This window comes from Alteromonas sp. LMIT006 (assembly GCF_024300645.1).
In the GTDB taxonomy this organism is placed as follows: domain Bacteria; phylum Pseudomonadota; class Gammaproteobacteria; order Enterobacterales; family Alteromonadaceae; genus Opacimonas; species Opacimonas immobilis.
On the sequence record NZ_CP101291.1, the window covers coordinates 738873 to 759980 of the forward strand.

The following is a 21108-nucleotide window of genomic DNA, read 5'->3' on the forward strand; positions in this document are numbered from 1 at the left end:
AAACAATAGCGGTAAAAAGAAAAAGGTCTCTCTAGCCGAGACTAAAGAGACCTTTTGTGTTGCGTTGCTCTTACAACGTTAGCGTGCTTACCAGAAAGAGTAGTTCACGTTAACCATGTAAGTTGGACCAAATTCACGACGTGTCGTAACGATGCCGTTACCGTCACGTGATACTTGGTCAGCATCATCAAGGATGTTAGTCCCTTGTAGTGATACACGTAGACCTTCTAAGCCTTCGATACCCGCATTTTCGAAGTCATAAGAGATTTGCGCATCCACTACTTGAGTGCCGTCACGAGTTGCTTCAGCAATCTTGTTTGAACCACCACGCTCGTACGTTGTGAAACCGTCACGGTCCGTCATCGCGATACGTGCTTCAAAACCTTCGTTTTCGTAGTAAGCAACGACTGACAAGATCTCATCAGATTGACCTGGGATAGAAGAACCATCGTCCAGTTCAGCGTCGATGAAAGTAGCTGTAGCAACAACACCGAAACCGTCTAGAGAGTTATCAATAATGCTTAATGGAACGTTAGCTGTTAATTCAAGACCAGATACTGAACCTTTCAATCCGTCTTCGAAGAACGAGAACTGACCAAGATCAGGTGGAGTAACATAAGTACCTGCAACAAACGTATCGCCACTAAAGTTATTGATTACGTCTTCTGGTAATGTGCGGTCATGGAATCCTGGTACAAAGTAATCCGCGCCGTTATTGAACTCATCATTACGGAAGTTGATTTGTGGGCTTGCAGCACGAGTGTAGTTTACGATGTCTTTGTAGAAGAACGTACCCGCAACATAACCTTCATCGTCAAAGTATTTTTCGATTGAAAGGTCGAAATTATTTGATTCAAGTGGCTTAAGTTTCGGGTTACCGGCTACTTTTGACCAAGGTGAACCTGCACCGGCATCCACATCCTCGTTAGTTAAGGTAATAAATTGATCGTTTAGATCGAATTTCACGAAACCGGACGCGCGCAATTGGTCAACACGTGCACGAGAAATTGTCTTAGACGCTGCAAAACGTGCAAATGTATTGTCAGCCACTTCAGCGTTGATGTTGAATGAAGGTAAGAAGTGTGAGTAATCATTACCGTCTTCTACTTTACACTCATCGTCTACAAACTCAGATAAATCAACAATAGATGTTAATGGATCCGCACCTTGTGCAAGTGAAGATGAAGAAGGGCCGTCACCGTTTACGTCACACACACGGAAGTTCGCACCGATAACACCTAGAGTACCAGTAGAGCTTTGTGATGTATCTACATATTGAGCACCAAAGTTACCAAATACTTCTAAGCCGCCGATTTCAGTTGCGAAGTCAGCTTGGAAGTATAATGTAGTGACTTCTTCTTCGATGACGTACGAGTCACCAAAGCGGTCTGGTTCTAACCACTCACCGTCATATTGAGTGTAGTAGCCATTGTTATAAGGTGCAGCGCCATCATAGGCGACAACATAGCCTAAACCAGCCCAGGTCAAATCTGTTAAGCCGTACACTGGCACGTTTGCGGCAGTCACCGACTCAGTAGATGGGAAAGTGGACGCTGTGGCGAAGTTCCCGTTATTGATCTTGTCTTTATAACGGTCTGTGTACGCTAAGCCGAATGTGACTTTTTGTACCATCTCGTTGTCTAAGTTGCCCTCAACTTCAACTTTGAATTGTGTTAACTCTTCAGCGATGCTGAATTTGTTGTTAAAGCCGTCTTGCGCAAATAAGTAATCAGTATCACCATCAATTAATGGAGTATCGAACTCTGACGCTAAGTTAGCAAGACCACCACCCCATACTTGTGGGCCAGTTAGTTGTAATGTATTCGGGTCAGCAAAAGCGTCTAGACCAGTTTGACCTGTAAAAAACACACCTTCAGAAGACATTTCAAATGTACGGCTACCAAATAATTGATTGCTTGAACGAGCTAAGCCTGCATAAGACTCTGCACGTTGCTCGAACTTGTCTGCTTCAGAGTAAGAGTAGTCAACCGTTGCGGACCAGTCGTCGTTCAATGCATATTCAAGTTTGATACCGTAAGAATCCAACTGACCGTCTTTGTTTAACGGGTCAGTACGTAATACTGGGTTAGCTTGGATTTGTGTACCAGAATTGTTAACACCAGAACCAGTGACATTATCACCATTAAACGGTTCGATGAAACCACGTAAAACACCTGAGTCTTGATAATCAATGGATAAATAATCAACAACAATATCTAAATCATCATTTGGCTGGAATTGTAATACAGCAGAGATTGTGTCACGTTCTAAACGAGTAGACTGAGAGTTCAAATCTAAACCGAACGGTAGGAATTGACCGTCAGGGTTGGCACCGTAACCCCAAACACCATATTTACGCTGGTTGTTTGGTGATTCAGTAGAAGCGATTGCGACCGCTAAACCGATTGTGTCATCAGCGAATTTTTCAACAAATGATAGTGAATAACGATGACCTTTGTCGTCAAAATCCGGGTTATCAGCAGGCGCTTGTGACGCTTCGTAGATACCAGTAACCGTCAACGTTTCTTCAGCGTTTAATGGGCGAACCGTTTGTAAATCAACCGTACCACCGATACCTTGAGTTAATAAAGTACCAGACGCTGATTTGTGAATCGTTGCACCAGTCATAATTTCTGATGGGTATAAGTCGTATTCAACACCACGGTTATCACCGATAGAGATTGCTTCTCGGCCATTGATTGACGTCCCAACGAAATCTTCTTTAAAACCACGTACAGAAATACCTGAAGTACGTCCGTTCACACGCTCACCGGCTAGACCAGGTAGACGTGCAAGTGATTCTGCGATAGATGAATCTGGTAATTTACCGATGTCTTCAGCAGAGATTGCTTCAACAATTGATGTTGAATCTTGTTTAACCGCTTGAGCACGGATAAGTGAACCACGGATACCTTTAACCGCGATTACTTCTACGTTATCGGCCTGTTGATTAGCATCTTGTGCTAAAACAGCGCCTGAAGTGAAGGCTGAAGCAACAGCCAAAGACAGCAAAGCTGGCTTAAATAGTTGTGTTTTCATGTTTTTGTCCCCGTTGTCATCACATGAATGTTCTAAGTGTGCTATGTAGCAGTGTCGTAACATACGTTAACGGAATGTAAAATGCAAGCGTTCTTGTAAAATTTTCTTAATTGATTAAGTTTGATTATAGTTGAATTCAATATAAAAAATTATTGAAATGACTTAAAAGATTAAGGTGTTCTGCGGGCAGGATTGAGTTAACATCATGTTTACATTGCCCAATGTCAGCGAATTCGCACAAAAAAAACCTGTTAACACGTATAGCTGGATCGAAAAATTAATCACTGTTTTGCTGATGAGAAAAAATATACATCAGGCCGAGAGGTAATTGCTTTTGCCAAGAGCTTTCGGAATGGTCGTCTCCTACAAAAAATTGAATAGTCACTGTTTCAGGATCAGCATCCCATTGTGTAAAGTTCTTTTGCAGAGCCTCGTGATAGGGAGGGTAATATTGATCCAGAGTTTGATCACCATAGGCAAACCACAGGCGGTGTTCACCTTTCATTGGCAAGTGCTTGGCCATGTAATCGGCAAAAGCATTAAATACGGTAAAATCTTGTAATTCATATCCACCAGGAAAATGCGTTGATAAACACAAGCAACCGCCAAAAACATCCGGATACTCTGCCACAGCATACCAACTTATTAATCCACCCATGCTCGCCCCCGCCACAAACGTATTTTCAGGCGTCGTGATAGTGGCATATTGCGTATCGATAAATGGTTTTAACTCTTCAACAATAAAGCGTAGGTACGCATCAGATTGGATCTTGTTGTCATGCTCTTGGCGGGTAAAGATTTGATTTTGAATCGTTTTTGGTAGGGCTTCAAAGGGTTTTTGTGGCATGTATTCGACATAGCGCAATTGATCTCCACCATTATCAATCCCGACAACAATAAAGGGAATAACTTGGTGCTCATTTATTAGTGTTTGCGCCGTTTCATCCACGCCCCATTCTTGTTGGTTCCAGGTGACCGAGGCATCAAAGAGCATCTGACCATCGTGCATGTACAACACAGCAAAGCGCTGGCCTTTCGCAGTTAAGGTTTGATATTGTTTGGGTAACCAAACACTCACTCGTCTTGAGGCAACGAAATCAGAGTGGAAGTTTTGATAGGTATCTATCGTACCCGCGCTAGGCGTCATAACGTTCGGCGGATTTGGCTTGGTGGTCGGCATCGATGTCGGTTCAGAGCAAGCTAATAAGATTTGGCCTAAACAACATATAGCGAACAAAGATACTACTCGATTGACCATTGAACCCACCTACTCCTTAACGTTATTTGATACGAGCTTGTTCATCTGCAATAAACTGCGTAAGTTGTTGTTCGAGCATGTGCAAAGGCACGCTACCATTTTTGAGCACGGCGGTGTGGAAGCGCCGCACATCAAAATCGGTTCCAAGCGCATCTTCTGCTTTCATGCGCCATTCTTTGATGAGGATCTCCCCTAACTTATATGCAAGTGCCTGTCCCGGCCACGAAATATACCGGTCAATTTCCGTTCTGACATTATGGGCGCTCAGAGCAGTATTTTCCAGCATGTAATCAAGCGCTTGTTGGCGCGTCCAGCCCAACATGTGCATTCCGGTATCAACCACCAGACGACAGGCTCGCCACATTTCGTAACTCAAGCGGCCGAATTCTTCATAAGGCGTTTGATAAAAACCGACTTCCACACCCAAATATTCGCTATACAAGCCCCAGCCTTCACCAAATGCTGAAATGTAGGTTGAGCGACGCACGTTGGGTAAGTCTTCCATTTCATTGGCTAAAGATATTTGTAAATGATGCCCTGGCACTGCTTCGTGCAAAGTCAGAGCAGGAAGCGCATACAATGGACGCTTGTCCAACGCATAAGTATTCACCCAATAATAGCCGGGTTGTTTGTCATTGCGCGGAGATATATAGCGTCCCGTTGTATATTTGGGAGCGATATCATCTGGTACTGGCGCCACGCCATACGGCGTTCTTGGCAAATGTTCGAACAACTGAGGCAACAGAGCATCCATGCGTTTTGACATGACCATCGCAGCCTCAATTAACGCTTTTGAGTTAGCGGCATAAAACTGCGGGTCGCTGCGCAAAAATTCAATGAACTCATTGATACTACCGGTGTAGTTCAGCTCATCGAGTACCTCTTGCATTTGTGCGCGAATACGAGCCACTTCTTGTAAGCCGATCTCATGAATGGCTTCGGCACTCATATCTAAGGTCGTATAATAACGGACTCGGTTTTGATAATAGGCAGCACCATTTGGCCAGTCTTTTGCGGCAATACTGATTTTTGCGTTGGGTTTGTATTCTTCGACCATAAAATCGTAAAACGCCTGGAATGCAGGATTGACCGAGGTCAAAATAACTTGTCTTGCTCGAGCTTGCAGCGCCTCGTTAGCAATGCTTTGAAACGGTGCATAAAATGCGCTTTGGGTTGGGTCGTCTTTGATGATGGTTGCAATGCTTTGTTCAAACCCTTCAAGCACAACTTGAGGCTGTGTTTTGCCTAGCGCAATACCACGACGCATATAATCAATTTGCTGTGCCATGTATAAAGGGATCTGCTCTAACACATCCAAATACTGTTCAAAATCAGAAGACTCAGTAAAACCAAACCGATAGCGCACATTCAGCAAGCTACTGTGAAAGCCATATTCAGAAGTAATTGGCATTAGGTGGGCATTGTAGATGTATTCATCCACATAGTTTTGCAAACGATATAACTGGATCGCTTTACTGATTTGTTGTTGTTCGGTTAGCTCAGTATCACTGAATGCATTGACCCGTTCAATAAAGGAGATGTATTGCGCGTGACGCTCGGCTTTGTATTCGGGCGTAATGTTGGGCAGAGAAGGTACCGCTGACACGCCGCGTCCACCCGATTGCGAAGTTTGTTCGTACTGCCAGATTTCTTCTAATAACGCATCAAATGTGGTTTCTATCGAGGCGGACGTCGTGCTTTTACAGCCGCCTAGAGTCAGGGTCAAAAAGACAAAAAAAATGAAAAAGATGCGCATAAAATATTCCGTTGACTGCGTTAAGACTTCAGTCTAACAAAGAATACAAGCCCCTGCTATCCTTACTTTTTTGGGGTGTAAATTGGGCTAGGAAAGGTCGCTACTTTATCAGAAAGCTCTGTGATTTTGGCAGTGCCGTGCTTTTTGACAGTATCGATGCGCAGGACATTATGCATCGGGATAAAGGTCGAGGTAACGTCGGCAAATTCATCTTTGAGACGCTCATGGCTTGGATCTAAGACGAGCTCGGTATGCGTGTTCCAGACAAAATCACCCACCTCGACAAAACCATACAAAGAATCTTGACGCAGAGTTTTTACGAACAACTCATAGCGCTGGCCGTTGCTGACAAATTGGATTTTGTATAAAGGATTGTTGTTGTCCATATTCGAACTCATCATTGTGTCTTTCATTATGTAATATTGGGGAGCAGAAAAAAATTTCAAGCAAGGTTTCTGCATCTCAGTTAAGATATTTAGTGATGTATCATTTTAAAAACAATAAGGATAGAGCATGTCGAGTAGATTAGGCCGGGTCAGTACTCTCGGGCTTGTAGGGTTGTTGGCGCTCGCTGGGTGCAGTTCAACTCAAAAAGAACCTTTAGCGCAGGTACAAATTGGTAAAGCCAGCACGGACAACATTCGAGCGCACATGGCATACTTGGCTTCCGATGAATTAACGGGACGTTTTCCAGGCACGCCAGGACACGAAGCCGCGAGTGAATACATCGCGCAGGAATTTGCTCAATATGGACTCAAACCAGCTGGGACAGATGGCTTCATGCAACGCTTGGTGCTACGCAAAGGCAAATTAGATCAAACCTCGCCACAGTTGACCATTCGCACGCCCAATGCCGAAACTGAACTGGACTATCCAAAACAATTTATGACCAGCATCAGCATGAATGACACTGAAGTGGACCTTACTGCTGAGGCTGTTTTTGTAGGATATGGCATTGTGGCACCAGAATTCGGGATAAACGATTTTGCGAATGTGGACGTGCAAGGCAAGATCATTGTGAGCTTATCCGGTAAACCCAAAGCCATGTTGACAGATGTCGGCGCACATCTAGCGTCGAGCTCGATGCGCCGCAAGTACGCTGAAGATGCCGGTGCCATCGGGGTGATTGTAATATCCGATCCGGAGCAAGAAGAGACGCGTCCTTATTCTCGACAACTCAACTATATTCATTCTGAGCGTATGGACTGGCTCAATGCCGATGGCAATGCATCAAGTGCTTCGACACAGATATTAGGCGGAGCGTATCTACCCATACCAAGTGCACAAATCCTGTTTGCGAATGCGCCACAATCACTGGATTCTGTGTATGAAAAAATGGCCAATGACGAGGCAATTGATGGTTTTGCATTGAATGCGAGCGTTACGATCAAAGCGCGCTCGAGCCATGAAGATATCACTTCACCGAATGTAGTGGGTATGGTTGAAGGCAGCGATCCAATACTCAAAAATGAATATGTTTTGTATAGCGCCCACTCAGATCACTTAGGTGTCGGTAAGTCCGTTAAAAAAGACAAGATCAATAATGGTGCGCTCGATAACGCCATTGGCACGGCGGTGATGTTGGAAACCGCGCGATTGTTTGCACAACTTCCGCAAAAACCCAAACGCTCAATGTTATTTGTAGCCGTTACGGCCGAAGAAAAAGGGCTTCTGGGCTCGGATTACTATGCGCAAAATCCAACGGTACCTCTAGAGAGTATTGTCGCAAATGTGAACTTGGATATGCCGTTGATCACGTTTAATTTTGCCGATGTGATTGCGTTTGGCGCAGAACACTCGACCATGGGGCAATACGTTGAACGCGCAACGGCCAATGCGAATATAGCGCTCACTCCTGATCCTTGGCCTCAGATGAACCTGTTTACGCGCTCGGATCACTATAGCTTTGTCAAACAAGGGATTCCGGCGATTTTCTTGATCACTGGTATTACTTCCTTTGATGCAGATGACGACGCTGAGAACGTGTTGATGAACTTTTTGAAAACCAATTATCACACGCCACAAGATGATATGAATCAGGAGTTTCACTGGGGCGCAGCGTATAATTTTACGCAAGTGAACTTTAATATTGGGCTTGAGGTCGCGAATGCCGATGATAGACCGCGCTGGTATCCGGATAGCTTCTTTGGACAAACCTTCGGTAAAGCATATAATCAAATTGCTCAGTAATATCTGATGCTAACAAAAACCCCGTCAACTGATTGCTAACGGGGTTTATTTTTTGGCTTAGGCGCTTGTTTCGTTAGGCAAAGTACTGTGCTTTGAGGCTCGTCCAAATCTCAGAAAATTGCTCGGTGGGCCGACGTTTAAACTCGCTGCGAATGTAGGCGTTGATTCGGCCATCAACATAGCTGGTGAGCAAGGCGGCCAATGCGCTCTCGTCAACGCTAAACGTTTTACCATCGCGCACTTTGCGCTCGCGTAAAATTTGTTTGATTTGGGTTTCAAGGCGCTCGAAAATTTTGGCCACTCGACTGCGCAAGCGCTCGTGTTCGCCAGTCAGCGCATCACCATGAAGGATCCGTGCAATACCTGGGTTCTTTTCGCTAAAACCCAAAAACAAGTGCAAGACCATTTGGATGCGCACAGCAGTGTCTTTTTCATCATTGATGATTTTGTTGATACGCGAAAACAAGGTGTCTTCCACAAAATCAATCAGTCCTTCATACATCCGAGCTTTACTGGGGAAGTGGCGATACAAAGCGGCTTCGGATACGCCGACTTCGGCAGCTAGCGCAGCAGTAGTGATGCGCTTGCCGGAGTTGTTTTCAAGCATGCTGGCAAGGCATTGGAGGATGTGGGCGCGACGATTGGGCTTGCGTTTTTGCTCAGCCATGGAACGATCCTTTTGTTAGTTAGTACTTACGTGTCTTGAGATTATTGTAAGAAGTTGCTCGGCAATTGCAAGCTTATCTTGTTGCGGAAGTTGTATTTTCTCATCGGCACTAAAGACCGTAATGGCGTTTTGATTTTGATTAAAGCCAATATCGGTATTGGATACATCATTGGCGGCAATGAGATTGAGTTTTTTACGTTTTAGTTTGTCTTTGGCATAGTGCTCCACATCTTGAGTCTCTGCGGCAAAGCCTACGGTAAAAGGGGGATTTGGTAAATGCGCCACATCGGATAGGATATCTGAATTCTTGACCATGGTGAGCGTCATGGTATCGCTGGATTTTTTGATTTTTTGGTCAGGTACATCCGCCACGCGATAATCCGCAACCGCTGCACAACCGATAAAAATCGTCGCTTGGTCAATCACATCCATTACCGCTTTATGCATTTGAGCCGCGGATTGCACTTGAATTGTGGTCGCACCGAGTGGCTCCGGAAGACTGACCGGACCAGATATTAATGTCACGTTTGCCCCGAGTTCTAACGCTTTTATCGCAAGCGCATACCCCATCTTGCCTGAACTGTGGTTAGAAATATAACGCACTGGATCAATTGCTTCTCGGGTCGGGCCTGCGGTTAACACAATGTGTTGATTGGCCAGTGGGAGGGCACTTTGTGCAGTGCTTTCAGGTTCAGCAGCCAGAGGCGTTGCAGTGTGTGCAAGTAATTCTGCGATCTCAAGTGGTTCGAGCATACGACCATAGCCGATGTCTCCACAGGCTTGCTCACCTGCAGCTGGGCCTAATATCTGAATGCCCCGTTGTTGTAAAATAGACAAATTGGCTTGAGTTGCTGTTGCTGCCCACATGTGTTGATTCATCGCTGGCGCGATCGTAACTGGTGCAGTTGCTGCCAAAACACACGTCATCAACAAATCATCCGCTAGACCATGGGCTAGTTTTGCCATGACATGCGCAGTAGCCGGAGCAATCAAGATCTGATCAGCCCATCGCGCAAGTTCAATATGTCCCATCCCCGCTTCGGCTGCTGGATCGAGTAAATGCTCACTTACCGGGTTGCCACTGACAGCTTGCAAAGAAAGCGGTGAAACAAATTCTCGAGCGGAGGCGGAAAGAATAACTCTTACCTGTGCGCCTTGTGCGACGAGTTTGCGCACAAGATCAGGTGCTTTGTAGGCGGCGATGCCTCCAGTAACACCTAGCAACACTTTCTGGTTTTGTAAATTACTCATGATTTTGGTTCACTTACCTGTGGCGCGTCATTTTCGCAGTTCAAAAATGGCATTATCAATACTTTCTTGGCATTTGCCAATATAAAACTCGGAAATTCATATTAATGCACAATTCAATTCAATCACAATCGGTAGCGATCGCACAGCGTAGTGATGCCGCTTTATTAGCACTGTGTTTACGACATCGTGAATCGACCCATACCGCAGAAACCATGGCTCAACAATTACTGGATCGCTTCGGCTCCCTGTACGGAGTTTTCGGTGCGACGGATACACAAGTGCAACAAATTAAAGGCATGGGTCCAGGACGAGTAGCCAAAATCCGTGCTATGCACGAAGTACAGCAACGCATTGTCAGCCAACCTATTTACAACTCACCTGAGTTAAATAGCAGTGAAGCGGTCGAAGTATTTTTACAAAGTCGATTGCAATATGCTCAAAATGAGTGTTTTGCGGTGATATTTTTGGATAGTCAGCATCATTTTTTGCATTACCAACAAGTCTTTCAGGGTACCATTGACCGTTCACCGGTCTATCCACGAGTCATCGTGCAACTAGCAATGCAATACAATGCAGCGGGCGTGATTTTGGCGCATAATCATCCTTCCGGTAACGTCGAACCGAGTGAGGCGGATCTGCATATCACACAGATACTCAAGGATGCGTTAGGCTTGGTCGATGTAAAGATATTGGATCACTTTGTGATAGGTGCGGGGCAAGCCGTTTCGTTTCGTGCCCGGGGATTAATTACCTGAGCATCAAGATATTGACAAAAAGAGATAAAAAATATCGCTTAAATATTATACATTTACAGAATTGGATTCATAAAAAGTTTGCAATAAACGTACAAATGCTGTATAAAATGCGCCCTCTTATTCACAACAACTGAATGAAACAGTTTTGTGAGATGTTATAGTTTAGTGGAGACATTGTCATGGCAAAAGTATGTCAAGTAACAGGCAAGCGCCCAGCGGTAGGTAACAACCGTTCACACGCTCGCAACGCGACTCGTCGTCGTTTTTTACCAAATTTACAAACTCACCGTTTTTGGGTTGAGTCTGAAAACCGTTTCGTTAAATTACGCCTTACTACTAAAGGTATGCGTATCATCGATAAGAAAGGCATTGATGCAGTATTAACTGATATCCGTGCACGTGGCGAAAAAGTATAAGGAACCTAGATCATGCGTGATAAAATCAAATTAGTTTCTTCTGCGGGTACAGGTTATTTCTACACCACAGACAAAAACAAGCGCAACATGCCGGGCAAAATGGAAATCAAAAAGTACGATCCCAAAGTCCGTAAGCACGTTATGTTTAAGGAAGCCAAAATCAAATAATCCTATTTGGTGATGTCTCCAACAAAGCCCGACCTTGTGTGTCGGGTTTTTTGTGTTTGATCCATACCACAGCCTAACGCATACTAGGTGCATCATTTCACTTTAATATAGAATCATGCCAGAACTCCCAGAAGTCGAAGTCTCTCGTCAGGGCGTCGCCCCTAAAATCACCGGTCAAGTTATTTCACAAGTCATCGTGCGTACCCCAAAATTGCGCTGGCCTGTCCCTGGTGAAGTCACGTTAGCACAAGATTTGTCGATCGATAGTGTGACGCGAAGAGCAAAGTATATTTTTATCAACACCCGAGCCGGTAGTATTATTATTCATCTGGGAATGACTGGGTACTTGCGCGTATTTGATGCAAAGACTCCACTCAAAAAACACGATCATTTTGATATTGTTCTGGCAAATGGTCAGTGTTTAAGGTTGAACGATGCGCGTAAATTTGGCGCGGTATTATGGCAAGGCATCGAGGAACCTCCCCATGTTTTATTGCAAGCGTTAGGGCCTGAGCCATTAACCGATGATTTTACAACAGAGACTTTGTTTGACAAAAGTCGAGGCCGCAACTGCACAGTAAAGCAGTTTATAATGGATAATCACATTGTGGTCGGCGTGGGGAATATCTATGCGAATGAAGCCTTGTTTATGTCTGGGATCCATCCTTTGCGCAAGGCTGGCAAAATCAGTAAAGCACGCTATGAACGTTTAGTGCAAAATATTAAAATTGTACTGGCCGCGGCAATCCAGCAAGGCGGTACTACGTTACAAGACTTTTCCAATGTCGATGGCAATCCGGGGTATTTTCGACTTCATCTCAATGTGTACGGTAGAGCGGGGGAGCTTTGTTTTAAATGCAAGACGCCCATCAAGTCGCAAATGGTCGGTCAGCGCAACACCTTTTATTGCAGTGTGTGTCAGCGCTGAGTTTTGCTGTTGGTTAAAGGGCTAATTGCCGTGCAGGCGCTCAACTAAGGCGTCTCTGATTAGCGGATGCACAAACTCACTCACATTACCGTTATGTAGTGCAACTTCTTTGACTAGGGTCGATGAGATAAAAGAATTTTCTTCGGCAGGGGTCAAAAAGACACTTTCCAACTGCGGATTCAAGCGACGATTCATGTTGGCTAGCTGGAATTCGTATTCAAAATCTGAGACCGCTCGCAGTCCGCGAATCAGCACAGTCGCGTTTTGTTGCTTGGCAAAGTCCGCTAGTAACCCTGTAAAGCCCATCACTGACACATTGGGTAAGTCTGCGGTAATTTTGGTAATCAGCTCAACCCTTTCTTCTAAACTAAATAATGGCTTTTTGGAGGGGTTAGACGCAATGCCTACAATAACATGCTCAAACATATCAGCACCACGGATGATCAAGTCGTGATGGCCGTTGGTGATAGGATCAAATGTACCTGGGTAAATAGCGCGGGTTTTCATTAGCTAAGTCCGTGTAATGAGCAAAAATGCACGATAACAATGCGCAAGGGGATATGCAAGGAAAAAGCCTTCCACACTTTACTCATGATACCCCGACAAAAACGCCTGCCATTGCGACTCGTCCATATAATATTCGTTTATACGCACTTGCTCCTTGTCCAATGAGCGTTTCAGTCGAGCAATATTAGCCGCTTTCCAAAGCTCTGCTTGATTGTCTTGCGGACGGTGTTCACAGCGGTCAAAATCGATGAGCCAGACTGCTTGCTGGGCATCCACTAGGATATTGTGAATATTGAGATCATGATGGTAGATAGCCAAATCATGCATCTTTTTAACTATACGTCCAGCACGGCGCCATAGGTCTTCCGCTAAGGGTTCTTTACACAAGTGATGATGAAAGTCCCGAGCATGTGGAATCGCTTCCAACAATAAGGCATTGCGATAGGTAAGCATCGATTGCTTACACCAGCCGGCAATAGGATTGGGGACATTTAACCCTTGTGTGCGCATGTACAAAAGCAAATCAATCTCGCGTTGCACTCTGGTTTGGTCGAGACCGCGATAAAAGAACTTATCCTTGGTCAGATGGCGCACCATGCCACCCCGCAAATAGCGCCGCAGCACCATCGTCCGGCCTTCATGAGCAATAAAGTAGGTTTTACCTCGACCCACGCGCACGGCCATCACTGCATTTTGCTCCTGCCAATAATGCGGCTTGAACCAACGACTATGAATGTGTTGATTGCATTGCGGTACATACACAAATTGCTTAGGTTGTGGCTCCGCTTGCCATTCCCATGCACCAGTATGATTGAGTGAATCGCTGTGTGGTTCCGCCATAAGAATTGGGTTTCTTGGTTTTTTTCTTGTACTTTATAGCAGATTGTAATCAAATACAGGTATTAAATCTGAAAAAAATCGCTTTGAGCTCTCAATTTACCCAATTTATGTCAAAAAATGCTCCTCCTCAATCTGTTTGTTTAATGCGTCTTTCCGCAATCGGCGATGTGACTCACGCTTTAGCGATGGTGACTCGGATAAAAAATGCTTGGCCGGAAACCAAGCTCACTTGGATCATCGGTAAAGTAGAATATCAATTGCTCAAGCACACCTCAGGTATTGAATTTATTGTTTGTGATAAACGTGCAAAAAATGCACGCGCGGAACTCAAACGTGTGCTAAAAGGCCGAGAGTTTGATGTCCTACTGCAGATGCAAGTTGCGTTTCGGGCGAATTGGTTAGGCTCTGTAGTGCGTGCCAAGCGTCGTATCGGTTTTGATAAAGCTCGCAGTAAAGAACTGCATTCTTGGTTTATCAATGAACGAATTCAAGGTGACGCGCGAGTCCATGTGTTGGATGGATTTATGCAGTTTGCGGATGCGATGGGTGTGCCGGAGGCGCCAGTTAAGTGGGATTTAGGTATCCCACAGGCAGAATTGGAATGGGCACAGGCGCAAGCCGCAACACTTGATCGCTTTATCATCATCGCTCCCGCTGCGTCCAAAGCTCAACGCAATTGGCTCAATGAATATTACGCCAAAGTAATCGATTGGTGTGCGGTACAAGAGATCAATGTCGTGCTATGTGGTGGGCCTGGTCCTTTAGATAAGGCTTGCCAGAAAGGTATCCATGCGCACACTCAGAATGTTACGTTAGATTTGATTGGACAAACATCCTTACTGCAAATGGCAGCACTGATACAACAGTCGGTCTGTGTCATTGCTCCAGACACCGGTCCTGCGCACATGGCATCAATGATGGGTATTCCCGTATTGGGCTTGTATGCTCATTCTAACCCATTACGTACTGGCCCGTATGGTTATGTTGAACTCACTGTTTCGGTGTATCCTGAAGCGATTGAGGCCGAGTATGGCAAGCCATGGCAAGCACTTGGCTGGGGGAAACGGGCGCACGGTGACGATTTGATGGGAAAAATCACACCAGACAAAGTCATAAAGCGTTTGCAAAATATGCTCTCAATATAAATTTTTTATTTTATTCACAGTAAATATCAGGCAATTCCTACAAACTTTTCTATATTTATAAAGAGAAATTTTTTTGAATGGCTATGGATGGCGCCAAGGAGTATGATTTTTGCCATCATTTGCCTCAAGCCTTTACACTATCTTGGTTTGCCCATGACCAAGTATCTGAGTATTAGCCAAAAAATCTTTATTTTGATGGTCGCATTGTTGTGTATGATCCTTGTCTTTGTTATCACGATGACCTTTTCTGAATCTCGCTCCAGTATACAGCGCATGGAACAGGATTATCTGGACATGCACTTTGCAGAGTTTATGGTGGTCAAGAGACTTCATAGTAAGAATTTGTCAGTCTTACTCGAAGCAGAGATAGAGCAATCCAATAATTCATTAACTAAACTTTCCGAAGCTTTACAGTCGCAAATGTCGTTTTGGCAGTTAAATGAGTTAGTCACGCAGGCATGGATTTTTGATGCCCGTGGCGAAACGGTTTATGAATCAAGTCAGCAAAGGCTTCCCTTCAAACATTATGATATAACTCGGCAGTCATTAGTGAACCAAGCGCCACAGATTTGGTGCGTACAAGATTGCTTGATGTATGTTGCAGTTCCGTTTACAGATAGTCTGGGTCAGCGCTACATCGTCTATGTTGCACAAACTATGACGCAAATTATGGCGGATTTATATTTGACGACCGGGGCATTAATTTCACAAGTCAGTGTGATTTCGGATAAGCAATTACGGTATCGTTTGAATCACCATGTGGAAACATCGTACAACACAAAAAAACTTTACACCCCAGTAACCGAAGCCTTAGCGAAAGTGAAAGATGACACGTTTTTGCAAAGTGGCATGACACTAAACCATCAAGGACAGATGTATTTTATCAGTTTTGTGCAACTCAACCCGACTCAAGAGCACCATCATCAGTATTTGGTCTTTATGCAAGATGTACAGTCGCAGGTACAATCTCGCGAGGCTTTTGCGACCAGTATCGTCATCGTGGCATTAGTGATTCTCACGTTGTTCAGTCTTATCTTTTACTCTTTTACCGCTAAATATCGCAAGCGTTTAACCAATCTAGTTGAACGCTTCCCTATGATTAAAGACAATAAATTTGAAGCATTCAGTTCGCAGAAACTGAAAGTGCATCGCTCGTTCGCTGATGAGCTAGACATGTTAGACGACGCAGCAATGCATCTGGCAAAAGAACTAGCGGAACTCCATCAAAAAATGTCTGATGATGAATCTAAACTGCGCTCATTGGCTATGTATGATGAGCTCACTCAGCTGGCAAACCGCAACAAGTTGAATGATTTTTTACATGATTCGATCATTCGGATGCGCCGGGATAAAAAACCTTTTGGTGTGATCTTGATTGACTTGGATGACTTCAAAAAAATTAACGACGGGCAAGGTCATACGGTCGGTGACCAACTCCTTCAAGAACTGGCAAAGCGCCTACGAGGGTTAGTTCGTGAAGTCGATCTCGTATGTCGCTTTGGTGGTGACGAGTTTGCGATTGTAGTAGAAGACATTGCCAATGTGCGCGATGCGAATATCGTTGCGGATAAAGTGTTAGCGCTATTTGAAGTGCCTTTTGCGATCAATGATTTACAATTTTTTGTTTCGGTGAGTTTGGGGATGACAGTGTGCAACTCAGCCGTACTCAATGGTGATGAAATCATCCGTCAAGCGGATATGGCAATGTATAGAGCTAAAGAGGTAATGGGAAACAGTAAGCGCTTATATGACGCAGTACTCAATAGTGAAGTGATCCGTAAGATTGAATTGGAGCATGAAGCGCGAGAAGCGTTGGAACATGAACATTTTTACCTCGCTTTACAGCCGATTATTGACATCCGTACCAATGATTTACATGGATTTGAGGCTCTATTGCGTTGGCGCCACCCTGAAAAAGGGTTGATATCACCAACAGAATTTATCCCAATTTTGGAAAACTCAACCTTTATGCTTAACCTTGATTACTATGTGCTTGAACGCAGTATGAAAACGTTACAGTTTTTGAAAACACTGGGTTATGAAACACAAACCATTGCGATTAACCTCTCAGCCATGCAATTTTTGGATCGCAATTTAGTCCCGTATCTTGAGCGTATGTTCAACAAGTATCAAATTGAACCTGAGCGCTTAGAGTTAGAGCTGACGGAACGCACCCTAGTGTCAGATGTGAAACATACGTCAAAAGTCATGCTCGACTTGCGCAAAGTCGGGGTGAAAATTTCCATTGATGATTTTGGCACGGGCTACTCTTCTCTGAGCTATCTCAGTACCATGCCGGTGACAAAAATCAAGATTGACCAGAGTTTCGTCAACGGTATGCTAGAAAACAAAACCGACGATCAAATTGTGACCTCGACCATCGCCATGGTGCGCAATATTGGGATGACGGTTGTGGCAGAAGGCGTCGAAACGCTTGAACAATATATGTTTTTGCGAGACCTGGATTGTGACTTCGCCCAAGGTTTTTTAATCGCCAAACCGATCCCTGAGCATCAATTACGAATGAGCCTAGATCAATGCATACTCGATCAAAAATGGGTCCCACCTCGAACAAGTTAACTCTTTGAATTATTTACCTTAGCATCTGTACTGCGATGGCTGTCTGAATTACACTATTTGCATAAAAAGAAAAATCGACGACAGAGATACATAAATATGAGCAGTGCATTTATAGCGCATCTGCGTGCGCAAATAGATGAGGTAAAAGCTAACGGGCTTTACAAATCCGAGCGGATCATCACCTCTCAACAACAAGGACAAGTGGCGGTTGGCGAGCGCGATGTTCTGAATTTTTGTGCGAATAACTATTTAGGCCTTGCCAATCATCCCGATATTATCGCAGCCGCCAAAGAGGGTTTAGACAGCCATGGCTTTGGTATGGCATCAGTGCGATTTATTTGTGGCACTCAAGACATTCACAAACAATTAGAGCAGCAAATCAGTGAGTTTTTAGGCATGGAAGATACGATTCTGTATCCATCCTGTTTTGATGCGAATGGTGGCTTGTTTGAAACCATTTTAAGCGCAGAAGATGCCATTATTTCAGACAGTCTCAATCATGCCAGTATCATTGATGGTGTGCGCTTATCGAAAGCACAGCGTTTTCGCTATGCCAGCAATGACATGTCTTCTTTAGAGGAGCAACTAAAAGCAGCTGACGCTGCAGGGTCGCGCTTTAAGCTCATAGCTACCGATGGTGTATTTTCGATGGACGGGGTTATCGCCAACCTGAAAGGGGTCTGTGATTTAGCTGAGCGATACAATGCGATGGTGATGGTGGATGATTGCCATGCAACGGGATTTGTTGGCAAAGATGGCCGAGGCTCACATGAACATTGCGATGTCATGGGGCGGGTAGATATTTTGACTGGCACTTTGGGGAAGGCGCTCGGTGGTGCTTCCGGCGGTTATACCAGTGGCAAAAAAGAAGTGATTGAATGGCTACGTCAGCGTTCTCGTCCGTACCTATTTTCTAATTCAGTGGCGCCACCGATTGTGGCTGCAGCACAGAAAGCCTTTGCGATGATGGCGGATGGCGCTGAGCTTAGAGCGTCATTAACACGCAATGCCAAACATTTTCGTGCGCGGATGTTGGCAGCGGGGTTTACCTTGAGTGGTCAAGATCATGCGATCATTCCAGTGATGTTAGGTGATGCCCAACTTGCGGCGACGATGGCCGATAACATGCTCGAAAAAGGCGTGTACGTCGTTGGGTTTTCTTACCCGGTCGTACCGCAAGGCCAGGCACGGATCCGTACGCAAATGTCTGCAGCGCATACTCTTGAACAAGTTGATTATGCCATTGATTGCTTTATTGAAGTCGGTCGTGACCTTGGGGTCATCCAATGAAAGCGCTGGCCAAATTAAAATCAGAACCGGGTATTTGGTTAACCGATGTACCTAAGCCTGAGGTCGGTCCCAATGACCTACTGATTAAAATTCGTAAAACCGCAATTTGTGGTACAGATATGCATATTTACAACTGGGATACTTGGTCGCAAAAGACCATTCCAGTACCCATGGTGGTAGGCCATGAATACGTGGGTGAAGTGGTTGACATGGGCTCGGAGGTCAGAGGCTTTGCCGTCGGCGATCGCGTCTCTGGTGAAGGCCATATCACCTGTGGGCATTGCCGAAACTGTCGTGCTGGTCGTCGTCACTTGTGTCGTAATACTGAGGGGGTTGGGGTGAATCGCGCTGGCGCGTTTGCAGAGTATTTAGTGATCCCTGCATTTAATGCGTTTAAGATCCCAGACAATATCAGTGATGACTTGGCTGCAATTTTTGACCCGTTTGGCAATGCGGTGCATACCACATTGGCGTTTGACTTGGTTGGCGAAGATGTTCTGATCACAGGAGCCGGTCCCATTGGTATTATGGCGGCGGCGGTTGCCAAACACGTCGGGGCTCGACATGTGGTGATCACCGATATCAATCCATATCGATTAGCGTTAGCTGAACAAATGGGTGCGACACAAGCGGTGAATGTTGCGCAAACTAACTTGTCTGATGTGATGGATGAGTTGGGTATGAGCGAAGGCTTTGATATTGGATTAGAGATGTCAGGTGTTCCGCAAGCCTTTACCAGTATGCTCGATACCATGAATCACGGCGGTAAGATTGCCATGCTTGGTATACCTCCAGATTCGGTCGCGATTGATTGGAATCAGGTGATTTTTAAAGGGCTGACCATCAAAGGCATTTATGGCCGTGAGATGTTTGAAACTTGGTACAAGATGGCCAGCTTAATTCAAAGTGGCTTAGATTTATCGCCAATCATCACGCATCAAATGCCTGTAGAAGAATATTTATCAGGGTTTGAGACCATGCAATCAGGACAATCGGGTAAAGTCATATTAAACTGGCAAAGTTAACCATTTAAGTTAGGATTACATTAATGACCACCTACAAACATATTGACGTTGCCCAAACCAAAGCTCGATTGGCGAATGACGAAGTCGTTGTTGTCGATATTCGCGATGAAAACAGCTTTGCTCAAGCTCATATTCCGGGTTCTCGCCATTTGGATAATGGCTCTCTGAGTCGTTTTTTGGCTGAAGTGGATTATGAGACACCAGTAGTAGTCACTTGTTATCACGGGATCAGTTCACAACCTGCCGCGGCCTATATCGCCGAGCAAGGCTTTGATGAGGTATATAGCATGGACGGTGGGTTTACCTTGTGGCAATCTACCTTTCCAGAGGATGTTGCATCAGACAAGGAATAAATAATGGATGACCCAGTGCGCTTAGTGTGTTTTCGACAAGCGTCTCACGGCCAAGTGCTGGTTGATTACTTGTGTGCGCAACAACTGCCTTGTGAGCTGAGACAAGAGGCTCAGCAGTTTTGCGTCATGCTTCAGCACGAGGCAGACCTGGCCAAAGCGCAAGCTATCCTCAATCACTATCTTGATGCGCCTCACGATCCCCGCTACCAAGCAGCAAGCTGGGACTCAGGTAAAGTACGCTCGATTCGTTCAGGCTCTGTGACTGTACCGTCAGGATGGTTTGATGAAGCACTTAAAACCCCACTGGTGACAAGTGTACTGGTGCTGAGTTCGGTTATTTTTATGTTGATGCCGTTGCGCGACACGGGTATGTGGATCTATTCACATTTGTTTATCGCTCCGTTAAATGAGTTAGCGGTCACCCACGAGTGGTGGCGGTTACTCACACCGGCGTTTATTCATTTTTCGTTTATGCACATCGCCTTTAATTTGTTGTGGTGGTGGATCTTAGGACAGCAGATTGAACTGCGCATGGGACGCTCTACCTTATTGCTTTTACTGATGTCAATTGGCGTGATTTCTAATGTAGGACAATTAATGGTGTCGGGACCTAATTTTGGTGGTCTTTCCGGTGTGGTTTACGGTTTGCTCGGGTTTTACTGGATATTGGGCTGGCTCAGGCCGCAGTGGGGCTTTGTGCTCAACAAAGGGGTCATTGGCCTCATGCTGGCTTGGTTGGCCTTGGGTTATGTCGATATTTTACCGGTTAATATGGCCAATACAGCGCATACACTCGGATTGCTAGCGGGTATGATCTGGGCGGTGGTTTTTGCGCAGTTGGGTAAGCGTTAATTACTGCTGATAAAGATATTTGGCAAATAATACATCTCTCAATGGGTTTTCGAAACCGGTGATAACATTCCCGCGGCGAATAAAAGGG

At 45.0% G+C, this 21108-nt stretch carries 19 protein-coding genes; 11 read left to right on the plus strand and 8 right to left on the minus strand.

Translation table 11 applies throughout. The annotated features are described in order from the left end of the window. Positions 1–87: 87 nt before the first annotated feature. From NLG07_RS03490 to NLG07_RS03505, 4 genes are all read right to left on the minus strand, one after another. On the minus strand, positions 88–3039 hold the full coding sequence (locus tag NLG07_RS03490; protein WP_254856319.1) for a TonB-dependent receptor: 2952 nt from the start codon (positions 3037–3039) through the stop codon (positions 88–90). Positions 3040–3316: 277 nt separating this feature from the next. Continuing rightward, positions 3317–4297: an alpha/beta hydrolase gene (locus tag NLG07_RS03495; protein ID WP_254856320.1), complete on the minus strand. Its 981-nt coding sequence runs from the start codon at positions 4295–4297 to the stop codon at positions 3317–3319. A 22-nt stretch (positions 4298–4319) separates the two neighbouring features. Continuing rightward, positions 4320–6053: a DUF885 family protein gene (locus NLG07_RS03500; protein WP_254856321.1), complete on the minus strand. Its 1734-nt coding sequence runs from the start codon at positions 6051–6053 to the stop codon at positions 4320–4322. A gap of 62 nt (positions 6054–6115) precedes the next feature. After that, entirely contained in the window at positions 6116–6439 is a 324-nt protein-coding gene (locus NLG07_RS03505) for a DUF1820 family protein (RefSeq protein WP_254856793.1), read from the minus strand. A 127-nt stretch (positions 6440–6566) separates the two neighbouring features. Here NLG07_RS03505 and NLG07_RS03510 point away from each other — a divergent pair, with 127 nt between their 5' ends. Beyond that, complete coding sequence (locus NLG07_RS03510; protein WP_254856322.1) at positions 6567–8243, plus strand: M28 family metallopeptidase; 1677 nt, start codon at positions 6567–6569, stop codon at positions 8241–8243. A gap of 73 nt (positions 8244–8316) precedes the next feature. Here NLG07_RS03510 and slmA read toward each other — a convergent pair whose 3' ends face one another. Both slmA and coaBC read right to left on the minus strand, forming a co-directional pair. Next, positions 8317–8910 carry a nucleoid occlusion factor SlmA gene (gene slmA / locus NLG07_RS03515; protein WP_254856323.1) on the minus strand — a complete coding sequence of 198 codons (594 nt, stop codon included), beginning with the start codon at positions 8908–8910 and terminating at the stop codon, positions 8317–8319. A gap of 15 nt (positions 8911–8925) precedes the next feature. Next, entirely contained in the window at positions 8926–10161 is a 1236-nt protein-coding gene (gene coaBC / locus NLG07_RS03520) for a bifunctional phosphopantothenoylcysteine decarboxylase/phosphopantothenate--cysteine ligase CoaBC (RefSeq protein WP_254856324.1), read from the minus strand. Between the two features lie 104 nt (positions 10162–10265). Here coaBC and radC point away from each other — a divergent pair, with 104 nt between their 5' ends. From radC to mutM, 4 genes are all read left to right on the plus strand, one after another. After that, positions 10266–10916, plus strand: a complete 651-nt coding sequence (gene radC / locus NLG07_RS03525; protein WP_254856325.1) for a DNA repair protein RadC — start codon at positions 10266–10268, stop codon at positions 10914–10916. Between the two features lie 179 nt (positions 10917–11095). Next, positions 11096–11332, plus strand: a complete 237-nt coding sequence (rpmB, locus tag NLG07_RS03530; RefSeq protein ID WP_254856326.1) for a 50S ribosomal protein L28 — start codon at positions 11096–11098, stop codon at positions 11330–11332. 12 nt (positions 11333–11344) lie between these two features. Continuing rightward, positions 11345–11500: a 50S ribosomal protein L33 gene (gene rpmG / locus NLG07_RS03535; RefSeq protein WP_254856327.1), complete on the plus strand. Its 156-nt coding sequence runs from the start codon at positions 11345–11347 to the stop codon at positions 11498–11500. Positions 11501–11615: 115 nt separating this feature from the next. Next, positions 11616–12428, plus strand: coding sequence for a bifunctional DNA-formamidopyrimidine glycosylase/DNA-(apurinic or apyrimidinic site) lyase (gene mutM / locus NLG07_RS03540; RefSeq protein ID WP_254856328.1), 813 nt, complete (start codon positions 11616–11618; stop codon positions 12426–12428). A 21-nt stretch (positions 12429–12449) separates the two neighbouring features. On the opposite strand, the gene coaD is transcribed toward mutM, so the two are convergent. Together coaD and NLG07_RS03550 are read right to left on the minus strand one after the other, a co-directional pair. Next, complete coding sequence (coaD, locus tag NLG07_RS03545) at positions 12450–12935, minus strand: pantetheine-phosphate adenylyltransferase (RefSeq protein WP_254856329.1); 486 nt, start codon at positions 12933–12935, stop codon at positions 12450–12452. Positions 12936–13013: 78 nt separating this feature from the next. After that, positions 13014–13775 (minus strand): 3-deoxy-D-manno-octulosonic acid kinase, encoded by a 762-nt coding sequence (locus tag NLG07_RS03550; RefSeq protein ID WP_254856330.1) that lies wholly within the window; start codon positions 13773–13775, stop codon positions 13014–13016. 143 nt (positions 13776–13918) lie between these two features. Between NLG07_RS03550 and NLG07_RS03555 the strand changes: the two genes are divergently transcribed. The 6 genes from NLG07_RS03555 to glpG all read left to right on the plus strand — a co-directional run bounded on the left by NLG07_RS03555 (position 13919) and on the right by glpG (position 21020). Further along, positions 13919–14920, plus strand: coding sequence for a glycosyltransferase family 9 protein (locus tag NLG07_RS03555; protein ID WP_254856331.1), 1002 nt, complete (start codon positions 13919–13921; stop codon positions 14918–14920). 102 nt (positions 14921–15022) lie between these two features. After that, positions 15023–17500, plus strand: coding sequence for a bifunctional diguanylate cyclase/phosphodiesterase (locus NLG07_RS03560; RefSeq protein WP_254856332.1), 2478 nt, complete (start codon positions 15023–15025; stop codon positions 17498–17500). A 96-nt stretch (positions 17501–17596) separates the two neighbouring features. Next, positions 17597–18790, plus strand: coding sequence for a glycine C-acetyltransferase (locus tag NLG07_RS03565; RefSeq protein ID WP_254856333.1), 1194 nt, complete (start codon positions 17597–17599; stop codon positions 18788–18790). After that, positions 18787–19815: an L-threonine 3-dehydrogenase gene (gene tdh / locus NLG07_RS03570; RefSeq protein WP_254856334.1), complete on the plus strand. Its 1029-nt coding sequence runs from the start codon at positions 18787–18789 to the stop codon at positions 19813–19815. Before NLG07_RS03565 ends, tdh begins: the two co-directional genes overlap by 4 nt. A 23-nt stretch (positions 19816–19838) precedes the next feature. Further along, positions 19839–20168, plus strand: coding sequence for a thiosulfate sulfurtransferase GlpE (glpE, locus tag NLG07_RS03575; RefSeq protein ID WP_254856335.1), 330 nt, complete (start codon positions 19839–19841; stop codon positions 20166–20168). A gap of 3 nt (positions 20169–20171) precedes the next feature. Further along, positions 20172–21020 (plus strand): rhomboid family intramembrane serine protease GlpG, encoded by an 849-nt coding sequence (gene glpG, locus NLG07_RS03580; RefSeq protein ID WP_254856336.1) that lies wholly within the window; start codon positions 20172–20174, stop codon positions 21018–21020. Positions 21021–21108 lie beyond the last annotated feature (88 nt).

Bases quoted from the DNA above. Each gene is read 5' to 3' on its own strand.
- NLG07_RS03490 (WP_254856319.1), bottom strand. From the start codon at position 3,039: ATGAAAACACAACTATTTAAGCCAGCTTTGCTGTCTTTGGCTGTTGCT.
- NLG07_RS03495 (WP_254856320.1), bottom strand. From the start codon at position 4,297: ATGGTCAATCGAGTAGTATCTTTGTTCGCTATATGTTGTTTAGGCCAA.
- NLG07_RS03500 (WP_254856321.1), bottom strand. From the start codon at position 6,053: ATGCGCATCTTTTTCATTTTTTTTGTCTTTTTGACCCTGACTCTAGGC.
- NLG07_RS03505 (WP_254856793.1), bottom strand. From the start codon at position 6,439: ATGGACAACAACAATCCTTTATACAAAATCCAATTTGTCAGCAACGGC.
- NLG07_RS03510 (WP_254856322.1), top strand. From the start codon at position 6,567: ATGTCGAGTAGATTAGGCCGGGTCAGTACTCTCGGGCTTGTAGGGTTG.
- slmA (WP_254856323.1), bottom strand. From the start codon at position 8,910: ATGGCTGAGCAAAAACGCAAGCCCAATCGTCGCGCCCACATCCTCCAA.
- coaBC (WP_254856324.1), bottom strand. From the start codon at position 10,161: ATGAGTAATTTACAAAACCAGAAAGTGTTGCTAGGTGTTACTGGAGGC.
- radC (WP_254856325.1), top strand. From the start codon at position 10,266: ATGCACAATTCAATTCAATCACAATCGGTAGCGATCGCACAGCGTAGT.
- rpmB (WP_254856326.1), top strand. From the start codon at position 11,096: ATGGCAAAAGTATGTCAAGTAACAGGCAAGCGCCCAGCGGTAGGTAAC.
- rpmG (WP_254856327.1), top strand. From the start codon at position 11,345: ATGCGTGATAAAATCAAATTAGTTTCTTCTGCGGGTACAGGTTATTTC.
- mutM (WP_254856328.1), top strand. From the start codon at position 11,616: ATGCCAGAACTCCCAGAAGTCGAAGTCTCTCGTCAGGGCGTCGCCCCT.
- coaD (WP_254856329.1), bottom strand. From the start codon at position 12,935: ATGAAAACCCGCGCTATTTACCCAGGTACATTTGATCCTATCACCAAC.
- NLG07_RS03550 (WP_254856330.1), bottom strand. From the start codon at position 13,775: ATGGCGGAACCACACAGCGATTCACTCAATCATACTGGTGCATGGGAA.
- NLG07_RS03555 (WP_254856331.1), top strand. From the start codon at position 13,919: ATGCGTCTTTCCGCAATCGGCGATGTGACTCACGCTTTAGCGATGGTG.
- NLG07_RS03560 (WP_254856332.1), top strand. From the start codon at position 15,023: ATGATTTTTGCCATCATTTGCCTCAAGCCTTTACACTATCTTGGTTTG.
- NLG07_RS03565 (WP_254856333.1), top strand. From the start codon at position 17,597: ATGAGCAGTGCATTTATAGCGCATCTGCGTGCGCAAATAGATGAGGTA.
- tdh (WP_254856334.1), top strand. From the start codon at position 18,787: ATGAAAGCGCTGGCCAAATTAAAATCAGAACCGGGTATTTGGTTAACC.
- glpE (WP_254856335.1), top strand. From the start codon at position 19,839: ATGACCACCTACAAACATATTGACGTTGCCCAAACCAAAGCTCGATTG.
- glpG (WP_254856336.1), top strand. From the start codon at position 20,172: ATGGATGACCCAGTGCGCTTAGTGTGTTTTCGACAAGCGTCTCACGGC.